Origin of the sequence: Mesorhizobium sp. B2-9-1, assembly GCF_006439455.1 — a bacterium.
Lineage (GTDB): Bacteria > Pseudomonadota > Alphaproteobacteria > Rhizobiales > Rhizobiaceae > Mesorhizobium.
This window is the reverse complement of sequence record NZ_VFTP01000012.1, coordinates 1-12088: the sequence shown is the minus strand read 5'-3', so window position 1 is coordinate 12088 and position 12088 is coordinate 1. Positions and strand designations below refer to the sequence as shown.

The 12088-nt window shown below is 62.7% G+C and carries 11 protein-coding genes; 4 read left to right on the top strand and 7 right to left on the bottom strand.

The features are described from left to right. Positions 1–37: 37 nt before the first annotated feature. From FJW05_RS19650 to FJW05_RS19625, 6 genes are all read right to left on the bottom strand, one after another. Positions 38–856, bottom strand: coding sequence for an ABC transporter permease subunit (locus tag FJW05_RS19650; protein WP_140634982.1), 819 nt, complete (start codon positions 854–856; stop codon positions 38–40). Then, complete coding sequence (locus FJW05_RS19645; protein WP_140634980.1) at positions 853–1815, bottom strand: ABC transporter permease subunit; 963 nt, start codon at positions 1813–1815, stop codon at positions 853–855. Before FJW05_RS19645 ends, FJW05_RS19650 begins: the two co-directional genes overlap by 4 nt. A 9-nt stretch (positions 1816–1824) precedes the next feature. Continuing rightward, positions 1825–2964 carry an ABC transporter ATP-binding protein gene (locus FJW05_RS19640; protein WP_140634978.1) on the bottom strand — a complete coding sequence of 380 codons (1140 nt, stop codon included), beginning with the start codon at positions 2962–2964 and terminating at the stop codon, positions 1825–1827. An 80-nt stretch (positions 2965–3044) separates the two neighbouring features. After that, on the bottom strand, positions 3045–4142 hold the full coding sequence (locus tag FJW05_RS19635) for a polyamine ABC transporter substrate-binding protein (protein ID WP_140634976.1): 1098 nt from the start codon (positions 4140–4142) through the stop codon (positions 3045–3047). 441 nt (positions 4143–4583) lie between these two features. Beyond that, positions 4584–5534, bottom strand: a complete 951-nt coding sequence (locus tag FJW05_RS19630; RefSeq protein ID WP_140635139.1) for a DMT family transporter — start codon at positions 5532–5534, stop codon at positions 4584–4586. Between the two features lie 166 nt (positions 5535–5700). Further along, the gene (locus FJW05_RS19625; RefSeq protein WP_140634974.1) at positions 5701–7143 is read right to left on the bottom strand and encodes an XRE family transcriptional regulator; all 1443 of its coding nucleotides are present in this window, start codon (positions 7141–7143) and stop codon (positions 5701–5703) included. A gap of 251 nt (positions 7144–7394) precedes the next feature. Here FJW05_RS19625 and aceA point away from each other — a divergent pair, with 251 nt between their 5' ends. The 3 genes from aceA to FJW05_RS19610 all read left to right on the top strand — a co-directional run bounded on the left by aceA (position 7395) and on the right by FJW05_RS19610 (position 9656). Continuing rightward, positions 7395–8684, top strand: coding sequence for an isocitrate lyase (gene aceA / locus FJW05_RS19620; protein WP_140543476.1), 1290 nt, complete (start codon positions 7395–7397; stop codon positions 8682–8684). 54 nt (positions 8685–8738) lie between these two features. Further along, a complete protein-coding gene (locus FJW05_RS19615) occupies positions 8739–8981 on the top strand; it encodes a hypothetical protein (protein WP_027168360.1) in 243 nt (80 codons plus the stop codon). Between the two features lie 291 nt (positions 8982–9272). Then, on the top strand, positions 9273–9656 hold the full coding sequence (locus tag FJW05_RS19610) for a response regulator (RefSeq protein WP_140543484.1): 384 nt from the start codon (positions 9273–9275) through the stop codon (positions 9654–9656). A gap of 116 nt (positions 9657–9772) precedes the next feature. Here FJW05_RS19610 and FJW05_RS19605 read toward each other — a convergent pair whose 3' ends face one another. Further along, positions 9773–10486 (bottom strand): HAD family hydrolase, encoded by a 714-nt coding sequence (locus FJW05_RS19605; protein ID WP_140634972.1) that lies wholly within the window; start codon positions 10484–10486, stop codon positions 9773–9775. A 149-nt stretch (positions 10487–10635) separates the two neighbouring features. On the opposite strand from FJW05_RS19605, the gene FJW05_RS19600 reads away from it, so the two are divergent. Continuing rightward, positions 10636–12069: a glutamine synthetase family protein gene (locus FJW05_RS19600; RefSeq protein ID WP_140634970.1), complete on the top strand. Its 1434-nt coding sequence runs from the start codon at positions 10636–10638 to the stop codon at positions 12067–12069. Positions 12070–12088 lie beyond the last annotated feature (19 nt).

The following is a 12088-nucleotide window of genomic DNA, read 5'->3' as shown; positions in this document are numbered from 1 at the left end:
TGCGAGGGACGCAAAGCGTCCCCGCTTCTGGTCACGCTCAACCGCGCTGCGCGGCCCGCTCGTCGAGCTGGCGCTGGATCTCGCGCCGCTTGTTGGCGATCGAGGCGATGATGACGCCGACCGCCACCACCGCGATCAGGATGGTGCAGGCGGCGTTGATCTCGGGCGTCACGCCGAGGCGCACCTGGCTGTAGATCTTCATCGGCAGCGTGGTGGCGCCGGGACCCGAGGTGAAGCTCGCGATGACCAGATCGTCCAGCGAGAGCGTGAACGCCAGCATCCAGCCGGAGATGATCGCCGGCAGGATGACCGGCAAGGTGATCTGGAAGAAGGTCTTCACCGGCGGCGCGCCGAGATCCATCGCCGCCTCCTCCAGCGAACGGTCGAACGTGACCAGCCGCGACTGCACGACGACGGCGACGAAGCACATGGTGAAGGTGATGTGGGCGAGCGTCACCGTGACGAAACCGCGGTCGAGCCCGACGGCGACGAAGAGCAAGAGCAGCGAGAGGCCCGTTATGACTTCCGGCATGACCAGCGGCGCGAAGACCATGCCCGAGAAGAGCACACGTCCCTTGAAGCGCGTGTAGCGCGTCAGCGTGATGGCGGCGAGCGTGCCGAGCACGGTCGCGACGGTTGCGGAGATGACGCCGACGCGCGCCGTCACCCAGGTGGCATCCATCAGGCCCTGATTGTGGAACAGCGACACGTACCATTTGGTCGAAAAGCCGCCCCAGACGGTGACGAGCTTGGATTCGTTGAAGGAGAAGACGATCAGAAGCACGATCGGCAAATAGAGAAAGGCAAAGCCCAGCACGATCGAGGTGATGTTGAAGCGGCTCCAGGTCGAGTTCATCTGCCCTGCTCCTGTGCCTTGGCCTGAGCCTGCTGGAAGAACATGATCGGAATGGTCAGCACTAGGAGCAGGATGACGGCCACCGCCGATGAGACCGGCCAGTCGCGGTTTGAGAAGAACTCGTTCCAGAGCGTCTTGCCGATCATCAGCGTCTGCGAGCCGCCGAGAAGGTCGGGGATGACGAACTCGCCGACGGCCGGGATGAACACCAGCAGGCAGCCGGCGACGACGCCTGGCAGCGACAGCGGGAAGGTGATCTTCCAGAAGGCGCCGGTCGGCGGACAGCCGAGGTCCTGCGCGGCCTCGATCAGCGAATAGTCCATCTTCTCCAGCGAGGAATAGAGCGGCAGCACCATGAAGGGCAGGTAGGAATAGACGATGCCGATGAAGATAGCGGTATAGGTGTTGAGGATCACCAGCGGCTGGCTGATCAGGCCGGTGGCGAGCAGAACCTGATTGAGCAGGCCCTCGGGTTTCAGGATGCCGATCCAGGCATAGACGCGGATCAGGAACGAGGTCCAGAAGGGCAGGATCACCAGCATCAGCAAGGTCGGGCGGATCGTGGCCGGCGCCCGCGCCATGCCATAGGCGATCGGATAGCCGACGATCAGGGTGAGTATCGTCGAGATTCCCGCGATGACCAGGCTCGTCACATAGGCGTTGAAATAGAGCGCGTCCTGGGTGAGCCAGGTATAGTTATCGAAGTTGAGGTCGCGGACGCCGGCGAAAAATCCCGAAACGCCGTCCTTGAAGCCGAGCACCGGCGTATAGGGGGGCATCGAGATCGCCGTTTGCGACAGCGAGATCTTGAACACGATGATGAAGGGAACAAGGAAGAAGAACAGCAGCCAAAGATAAGGGACGATGATGACGAGGCGGTTGACGAAGCCTGTTGCCAGCCTCGCCGGCAGTGTTGCGGTTTCGGTCGATGGGGCGGCGGTCGCTGCGATATCCGTCATCTCAGCCTCCTACCTGGTCAACACGACGCCGGCATCGGGCCGGAAGGAGACCCAGGCGCGATCGTTCCAGGTGAGCGGATCCTCGGTGATGCGCGAAGCGTTCAACGCGCTTGCCCGCACGATCTGGCCGTCGTCAAGCTTGATATGATAGACGGTCATGTCGCCGAGATAGGCGACGTCGTAGACCTCGCCTTCGAGCGCGTTGACGGCATCGGCCGGCTTTTTCGAGGAGACCTTGATCTTCTCCGGCCGGATCGCGAAGATGATGTCGGAGCCGGCAGCGGCGTTGCTGCCATTGTCGACGACGATCTGCGCTCCTGTCGCGCCGGTGATGCGCGTGGTGCTTGTCATATGTTCGGCAACCTTGCCTTCGAACATGTTCACATTGCCCACGAAATGCGCAACGAAGCGCGAGGCCGGCGCCTCGTAGATCTCGGCAGGTGTCGCGACCTGCATCACCTCGCCCTTGTCCATGATGGCGATGCGGTCGGCCATGGTCATGGCCTCCTCCTGGTCGTGGGTGACGACGACGAAGGTGAGGCCGAGCTCCTGCTGCAGGTCCATCAGCTCGAACTGCGTTTCCTCGCGCAGCTTCTTGTCCAAAGCGCCGAGCGGCTCGTCGAGGAGCAGAACCTTCGGGCGCTTGGCGACCGAGCGGGCAAGCGCCACGCGCTGGCGCTGGCCGCCCGAGAGCTGGTGCGGCTTGCGCTTGGCGAACTGCTCGAGCTTGACGAGCTTCAGCATCTCGGCCACGCGCTTTTCGACGTCGGGTCCAGGCATGCCTTCCTGCTTGAGGCCGAAGGCGATGTTTTTTTCCACCGTCATATGCGGGAACAGCGCGTAGGACTGGAACATCATGTTGACCGGCCGCTTGTAGGGCGGGATGCCGCGCAAATCCTGTCCGTCGAGGAGGATGCGGCCCGCCGACGGCTCCTCGAAGCCGGCGAGCATCCTGAGCAGGGTCGACTTGCCGCAGCCCGAAGCGCCGAGCAGGGCGAAGAATTCGCGCTCGAAGATGGTCAGCGACAGGTTGTTGACGGCGGTGAAGTCGCCGAACTTCTTGGTCACCTTGTCGAACTGGATATACGGCTTGGCGTTCGGATCATTCCAAGGCGAGAAATCCCTGCGGATGCTGCCAAGCGATTTCATGGTCCCCACTCCGTTACTTTTTAAAATTCCCCAAAAGAAAGCGACCCCGGCAGTTGGCTGCCGGGGTCGCGTCTCAATGCTTATTGGCCGGTGACGATCTTGGTCCAGGTGCGCGTGATGACGCGCTGTGTCTTGGGATCGTATGGCGCAACCGTGTACAGCTTCTTCGTCGTCTCTTCGTCCGGATAGACCGAAGGATCTTCCAGGATCGCCTTGTCGATGAATTGCTGCGAAGCCTTGTTGCCGTTGGCGTAGAGCACGTAGTTCGACGATTTGGCGATGACTTCGGGCGTCATCATGTAGTTGATGAACTCGAGCGCTTCGGCGACATGCGGCGCGTCCGCGGGGATCGCCATCTGGTCGAACCACATCTGGGCGCCTTCCTTAGGCACCGAATAGCCGATCTCGACGCCCTGCTTGGCTTCCTCGGCGCGGTTGCGCGCCTGGAAGACGTCGCCCGACCAGCCGATCGCCAGGCAGATGTCGCCGTTGGCCAAAGCGTTGATGTATTCGGACGAATGGAACTTGCGGATATAGGGCCGGACCTTCAGCAACGCTTCCTCGGCCTTTGAAATGTCATCGGGCGAGGTGCTGTTGGGGTCGAGTCCGAGATATTTCAGCGCCGCCGGAATGATGTCGGCGGGAGAGTCCAGCACGTAGACGCCGCAATCCTTCAGCTTGGCCAGCTTGTCCGGATTGAAGAACACGTCCCAGCTGTCGATCTTGTCGGTGCCGAGCGCGGCCTCAACCTTCTTGACATTATAGCCGAGGCCGACCGTGCCCCACATATAGTTGACCGAATATTCGTTGCCCGGATCGTATTTGGCGGTGCGCTCGGAGATGACGTCCCACATGTTGGAGATGTTGGGCAGCTTCGACTTGTCGAGCTTCTGGAACACGCCCGCCTGGATCTGGCGCGCCAGGAAATTGGCGCTCGGCACGACGACGTCATAACCGCTGCCGCCGGCAAGCAGTTTCGTCTCCAGTATCTCGTTGGAATCGAAGGTGTCGTAGACGACCTTGATGCCGGTCTTCTTGGTGAAGTCGTCGATGATCGAGCTGTCGATATAGTCCGACCAATTGTAGACGTTGACGACGCGGTCTTCGGCATGGCCGCTTGTTGTGAAAAGCGTCAGAAATGCCGACGTCGCCGAAAGCCAAAGCGCTTTGCGGATCATGGTGTTCTCCTTTGGTGAGTGTTCCCTCGCCGGCTCGTCGCGATATGGCGGCGCGGCGTTCGTTTCAGACTATTGAGCTTTCCAGAGAGCGACAAGCGTGAACTGCCCACGCCAGGGTCGATCAAGGCATCGAGGTTCGAGGCATTCCAACCTCCCCGGTGAGGCACCCGGGCGGCGTCAACGGCATTCACCGTGGCGTAAGCAGAGCTATGACGATGCAGTCCGGTCCCGAGCAGGCCGGCGGAGTCACTTGGCAAGATACGCCTGTATTGTTGTTGCCGTGATCGCAGCCTGCCCGCCCGGCAACTGGGTTGTCAATGGGGGAGGCTGCCTAAAGCGCGTCACGCTGAAAGGGATTCAGGCGAAGCGCTTTAAGTCTTTGTTTTGATGCATGTCGTTCTCCCAAAACCGCTGCGCACTCTTGGGCGACATGCATTAACGTCAATTTGGCGACGGCAGGCCGGTTACGCCGGGACGTGCAGGCCGCGCCTGTCGCTTAAACTCCAGACCGATATGGACGAGCAGTGCCGTGACGACGACCGCGCCGCCGATGATGGTGCGCACCGACGGCACTTCGGAATGGACAAGCCAGACCCAGATCGGCCCAAGGATCGGCTCGAAGGTGCCGAGCAGCGCCGCGATCGCCGCCGGCACCAGCCGCGCGCCCATGGCGAAAAAGGCGAGGCCGACGCCGAGGTTGATGACGCCGAAGGCGAAGAGGAAGCCCATGTCGCGCCCCGATACCGCGAATGCCGAGGCCTGGGAAGCGGCGAACGCACCGGCGAGCAGCGCGCCGAGACAGGTGGCCGGCACCATGCGCACATGAGCAAAGCGCCGGGTGATCACGGTCGCGAGCGAAAACATCACCGCGATCAGCAGCGCCAGGCCGTCGCCGATCGGCGAGACGGCGCCGCCCAGGGATTCGGAAACCATGATGGCGACGCCGGCGATGACGGCGGCGATCGCGATCCAGGTGGCCGGGGCGACCCGTTCGCGAAACAGCAGCCAGGCAAGGAGCGCCGCAAGCAGCGGCACGCCGGCCTGCATCAGGAGGATGTTGGCGACCGTGGTGTAGGCAAGCGCCACCACGAAGCTGGTCGAGGCGGTGGCGAAGCAGAAGGCGACGCCAAGGCCGGGCAGTCCCATGTGCCGAAAGAGCTTCAGGGTGCCGCGCCAGCCGTCGCGCCACAGCATGAAGGCGAGCAGAAAGGCCACGGCCCACAACGAACGCCAAAACACCACGATCCAGCTGTCGCCGACATGGATGAAACGGGCGATGGCGCCACCGAAGCTCCACATAAGCGCCGAAAGGAAGACCAGGAGCATGCCGATCCGCTCCTCGCGAGGCGACACGGCAGGCAAGGCGGCGCGGGGCGAGGCGGTATCGGTCATGGACATGACTGTCGGCGGTTGCGTTCGATGCAGCAAGGACAACAAGACTTGTGTCTTAGACGACAGAACTGTGCCCCAGAAAGAATTATGCCTCAATCGCGTAGCGCAAAGACGCCGGCCCGGCGTGATCCAGCACCCGGCGAGACTTGGGACACATCCGCCGATGTCATCCTTGAAAATCGAAGGCGCTGAGGCCCGTCACCATCTCGTCGAGGCCGAGCGGGCGCGTCACCGGCGGCTCGGCGCGCGCCAGGCAGCCGACGCGCTCGCAAAGCCTGCAGGCGGGGCCTACCGGCGTGGCGAAGCCTTGACCGGGCTTGCCTGCGGCTGCGGCCGGCAGCGCCGCGCCATAGACGATATCGTCGCGAAAGCCGATATCGCAGCCTAGCAGGAGCGCGGTGCGGCGCGGCCGTTCGGAGAACGCGCCCTGCGGACCTTCCAGCGTGCGGGCAATGCAGAGGAATTCGGCGCCGTCCGGCATCTCGACCGCATCGACGAGGATCTGGCCGGGCTGCGAGAACGCCGCATGGACGGGAAGCTTGGGGCAGCCGCCGCCGAAGCGGCTCTGCGGATAGCCCTGGCTGCCGGCCTTGCGGAAGCGGTTGCCGGCGTTGTCGACTTCCAGCATGAAGAACGGCACGCCCGCTGCGCCCGGCCGCTGCAGCATCGTCAGTCGATTGGCCGCGTGCTCGAAAGAGACGCCGAAGCGAGAACGCAGGACGTCGATGTCGTAACGACCGCGAACGGCGGCGGCATGGAAAGCCTGATAGGGCATCATCAGCGCATGCGCAGCATAGCGGCCGAGCTCGAAGCGAGCGAGCCGGCGAGCCTCGTCGGTACCGAGCTTCAGCGCCTGGATCTCAGCCGCGACGGCTACCGACATGCGTATGAGGCTCGCCTCCATCGCGACTTCGCGCAATTGGTCGAAAGGCGACAGCCGCTCGGACAGGAAGAGACGCTGCGAATGGCGATCGTAGCGGCGGCGCCAGTTGGGCATGGTGGCGACCGGCAGCACCTTGACGACGATGCCGTGCTCGCGCCTCAGCCAGGCTTTGAGCGCGCCGAACAGATCGTCACCAGGGTCGAGGACCGATGTGAAAGCCTCCGCCTCCTCCTCCAGCGAAGCGAAGTGGTTCGGCCGGCGCTCGAACACTTCGTGGACTTCGTCGGCAGGCAGGCGGGCGCCGGACAGCGCGGTTGCCCTGCCCTCCTTCGCCAGAAGCTGGTTGAGGTCGGACAGGCGCTCGGCCTGCTCGCGATAGGCGCGAAAGAGTTTCACCATCGCCGCCGAAGCATTCGGTGCCGTCTCGGCGAGGTCGATCAGTTCCTGATCGCCGGGCAGCTCGCCGGCAAGAAGCGGATCGCTGAAGGCCTCCCGCAAGGCCGCGATCGAGCCTTTTGTCTCGCCCTGCAATTCATGCGGATCGACCTTGTAGACGGAGGCCAGCTTCAGAATGAGCTGCACCGTCAGCGGTCGCTGGTTGCGCTCGATCAGGTTGAGGTAGGATGGCGAGATGCCCAGCCCCTCGGCCATCGCCGTCTGGGTCAGGCTCCTGGCGTTGCGCAGCCGGCGCAGCCGCGGCCCGGCGAAGATCTTCTGGTCGGCCATTTCTGCCATCCTTGACAAGAATTTACATGACTATCAAGCCCGGCGCTCGTTCGCCGCTTTTACAATCGTGACAAATTTACAGAGCTGACTTGTCAATGGCAACACAGCTTTTCCTTTATTTTCTGAGATATCTTGCGGTTTTTCTAGGTGCCTTTCGCGCTGCAATGTAAACGATGTCATACGCAAGACGTCGCAGAATATGCCTTTGCGATGCAGCGCTGACGCAGTTCCCAAATGATCCGGAGTGACCAATGACCGATTTTTACAACCTCGTCCCCTCCGCGCCGGAAGGCCGTTTCGACGGCATCGAGCGGCCCTACTCGCCGGAGGATGTGAAGCGGTTGCGCGGCTCCGTGCAGATTCGCCAGACGCTGGCCGAGATGGGTGCGAACCGGTTGTGGAAGCTCATCCACGAGGAGGATTTCGTCAATGCGCTGGGCGCGATGTCGGGCAACCAGGCCATGCAGCAGGTTCGTGCCGGGCTGAAGGCGATCTATCTCTCGGGCTGGCAGGTGGCGGCCGATGCCAACACCGCCTCGGCGATGTATCCGGACCAGTCGCTTTACCCGGCCAATGCGGCGCCGGAACTGGTCAAGCGCATCAATCGCACCTTGCAGCGCGCCGACCAGATCGAGACATCCGAAAGCAACGGGCTGTCGGTCGAGACCTGGTTCGCGCCGATCGTGGCCGACGCGGAAGCCGGCTTCGGCGGCCCGCTCAACGCCTTCGAGATCATGAAGGCCTTCATCGAGGCCGGCGCCGCGGGCGTCCACTATGAGGACCAGCTGGCGTCGGAAAAGAAGTGCGGCCATCTCGGCGGCAAGGTTCTGATCCCGACCGCGGCGCATATCCGCAACCTCAACGCGGCGCGCCTTGCAGCCGACGTGATGGGCACGCCGACGCTGGTCGTGGCGCGCACCGACGCAGAGGCGGCGAAGCTTTTGACCTCCGATATCGACGAGCGCGACAGACCTTTCGTCGACTACGACGCCGGCCGCACGGTCGAGGGCTTCTACAATGTCAGGAACGGCATCGAGCCTTGCATCGCGCGCGCCGTGGCCTATGCGCCGCACGCCGACCTGATCTGGTGCGAGACCTCGAAGCCGGATCTGGCGCAGGCCAGGAAATTCGCCGAGGGCGTGCGCAGGCACCATCCGGGCAAGCTGCTCGCCTACAATTGTTCGCCGTCCTTCAACTGGAAGAAGAACCTCGACGACGCGACGATCGCGAAGTTCCAGAAGGAGCTCGGCGCGATGGGCTACAAGTTCCAGTTCATCACGCTCGCCGGCTTCCACCAGTTGAACTTCGGCATGTTCGAGCTGGCGCGCGGCTACAAGGACCGTCAGATGGCCGCCTATTCGGAACTGCAGGAGGCCGAGTTCGCGGCCGAGGCCCGCGGCTATACCGCGACCAAGCACCAGCGAGAGGTCGGCACCGGCTATTTCGACGCCGTGTCGATGGCGATCACCGGCGGCCAGTCTTCGACCACCGCCATGCATGAATCGACCGAGCACGCCCAATTCAGGCCGGCGGCCGAGTAACGGACAACAACCAGAGGCAACGCCCGCAGGGCATCTACACCGAGGAGAAGACCAATGGCATCGATAAGCCGCGTCAAGGAGAGGGCAGAAGAGCAATCGAGCGCGATGAGCGTCGACCAGCAGGCAACGATCCGCATGCTCGCCAACGATCTGCACAGGCTCAACCAATCGGTCATGAAGGCAGTCGAGGCCGGCGTCTCGGTGGAGCTGGTGCGTTCGGCCAGACACCATGGCGGCGACGGCAACTGGGGAGACCTTTTGATCCCGGTGATCGTTACCCAGCAGAGTCACACTTGACGTAACGTCAACAGTCTCGGCGATAGTCTCCCGCGCGCTATACGCTCGGAAGACTATCGCATTTTTTTGATTTGCATTCGTCGCCGAGAGGTACGACTTGCGCTGAATTCCAGAATTTCTTGCTATATTTTCGACGTCGATCGTTTCAGCTTGACAGCGGCCGTGATCTCACTCAATTGTGCCTCAGGTTTCAACCCTGCATTGAACCAGAGTGCCTTCCCGCCGATGTGTCCCGCCGACCCAGCCGACCACCCCAAAAAACATTCGAAACCGGCAGACCGGACCGGCGCGATCACGGCTGACTTTTCAAAGGTGCTCGTCGTCGGAAAATCGTCAATCAACCGGGTTGTGGTGTCGAAAATCGTCGAGAAATCGGGACTGAAGCCGATCTCGGAGCCGCCCGAGATCGCCGAGAAGACACTGACCGGCCAACTGCCCGGCGCCGTCATTTTGGACGGCGGACCGGACAACATGGATTGCGATCGGCTGATATCGGCCATCGACGCGCTGCGGCGCGCCTCCGGCAAGCCGCTGCCCGCGGTGATCCTGCTTTCAACCAAGAACGGCACACCGGAAAGCCTCGGCCTGTCAAGCGTGGTCGACGCGGTGGTTGCCAAGCCGATCACGCCCGAGCGACTGCAACCGGTGGTCGATCGCCTGGTCGGGCGCGGCTGAGCATTCCAAGAAAAGTGCGCAGCGGCTTTCCGCCCGCGATTGCGTGAAACAACGCGTTGGAGCGGGCCAGCGGTTTCTGCCGGCGCTGAACTGCCCTGGTGCATCCCAACGCTTCGTCAGCCCGCCGTGGCGATGCTTTCGATCATTGCCGGCAGTTCGCTCAGGTCGGCGATCTGCCGGAAACGCGGCGCCGCGACCGGCGCTTCGGCATGCTCGGCCGCCCAGGTCAAATCGTGCGGGACATAGATGCCCCAGCCGCCGGCGTCGATGGCCGGGATGACGTCCGACTTCAACGAGTTGCCTACCATCATGCTCCGTTGCGGTCCGTCGCCATGGCGGCTGAAGATGCGGGCATAGGTGGCGGCGCTCTTGTCGCTGACGATCTCGACGGCGTCGAAAAGCTCGCCCAGTCCCGATTGCGCCAGCTTGCGCTCCTGATCCATGAGGTCACCCTTGGTGATCAGCACCAGGCGATAACTGCCTGCCAGCTTCTCGATCGTCTCACGCGCGTGCGGCAGTGGCTCGATCGGGTGGCTGAGCATGTCGCGGCCGGCAGCCAGGATTTCCGCGATCGTCGAGGCGGGAACGCGGCTTTCGGTAACCTCGATCGCCGTCTCGATCATCGACAGCATGAAGCTCTTTATGCCGAAGCCATAGACGCCGAGATTGCGCTTTGCGGCTTCAAGCAGGTTCGCGGAAATCCGGCTTGCGTCGCCGTGCTCGGCAAGCATGGCGATGAAGCGCTGTTCGGTCATGCGGAAGAGCTGCTCGTTCTGCCACAGCGTGTCGTCGGCATCGAAACCTATCGTGGTAAGATGAGAGGCGGGCATATGCGGGCACCGTTCTTCATGAACGGCCGGTTTAGCCGTTGTTATGGCCTGCCGCCAGCCTGAAGACGGACGTGCGCCCGGCGCCTCCCCTTCCCTTTCCCCGTTGCGCCCGGCTATAGTTCGAAATCCGCAACACAATCTGGTGAATGATGCCGCCTGAAAAAAAGGAAGTCCGTCCGTCAAGCCGGGGGGGACGCGCCCGCACGCCTGCATTCCTGAAAAACGAACGCGGCGTGAAGAACTGGAAGGAAGCCAGCGCCTGGCTCGAATGGCGCGGCATCGAGGACATCGAGTGCATCACGCCCGACCAGGCTGGCGTCGCCCGCGGCAAGATGATGCCGTCGAAGAAATTCACCTCCAACACCTCGTTGGCGCTGCCTTCGGCCGTGTTTATGACGACGATCTCGGGCGGCTATCCCGAGGACGGCAACGGCTTCCATTATCCCGAGGACGATGGCGACCTGAAGCTTTTGCCCGATCTTTCAACGCTGACGGCGGTGCCCTGGGAAGAAGATCCGACGGCAGCAGTGATTTGCGACCTCGTCCACCAGGACGGCCGCTCGGTCGAGTTCACGCCGCGCAACGTGCTGAAGCGCGTGCTTGCCGCCTATGACGAGCGCGGCCTGAAGCCGGTGGTGGCGCCCGAGATCGAATTCTATCTGGTGCGCAAGAACCCCGACCCGGACTATCCGCTGACGCCGCCGGTCGGGCGCTCGGGCCGGCCGATCGGCGGCGGCGCCGGCTATTCGATCGCCGGCGTCAACGAGTTCGACGAACTGATCGACGACATCTACCATTTCTCGGAACGGCAGGGCCTGGAGATCGACACGCTGATCCATGAGGAAGGCGCCGGCCAGCTCGAGATCAATCTGCGACACGGCAACCCGATCGAGCTTGCCGACCAGGTCTTCATGTTCAAGCGCACCATTCGCGAGGCGGCGCTGAAGCATGAGATCTACGCCACCTTCATGGCCAAGCCGATCCAGGGCCAGCCGGGCTCGGCCATGCATATCCACCAGTCGGTCATCGACAAGAAGACCGGCAAGAACATCTTCTCGGCCGAGGACGGCTCCGAGACGGACGCCTTCTTCCATTTCATCGGCGGCATGCAGAAGCACGTGCCGAACGCGCTGGTGATGTTCGCGCCCTACGTCAATTCCTACCGCCGGCTGACGCAGCAGGCCTCGGCTCCGGTCAACAACAAATGGGGCTACGACAACCGGACCACCGCCTTCCGCGTGCCGCGCTCCGATCCAGCAGCGCGGCGCGTCGAAAACCGGATCCCGTCTTCCGACGCCAACCCTTATCTGGCGCTTGCCGCGTCGCTTGCCTGCGGGCTGATCGGCATGACCAGAAAGATCAAAGCTGAACCGCCGGTTCTGACCACGGCCAATGCCGACGAGATCGACCTGCCGCGCAGCTTGCTGGAAGCGGTCGATTTGTTCGAGGCCGACAAGGAGCTCGGCATTATCCTCGGCACATCCTTCGCCGCCACTTACGCAGCGATCAAGCGGGCCGAGTTCGAAACCTTCATGGAAGTGATCAGCCCGTGGGAGCGGGAGTATTTGTTGCTGAACGTTTAGGGGAGTAGGGGAGTAGGGG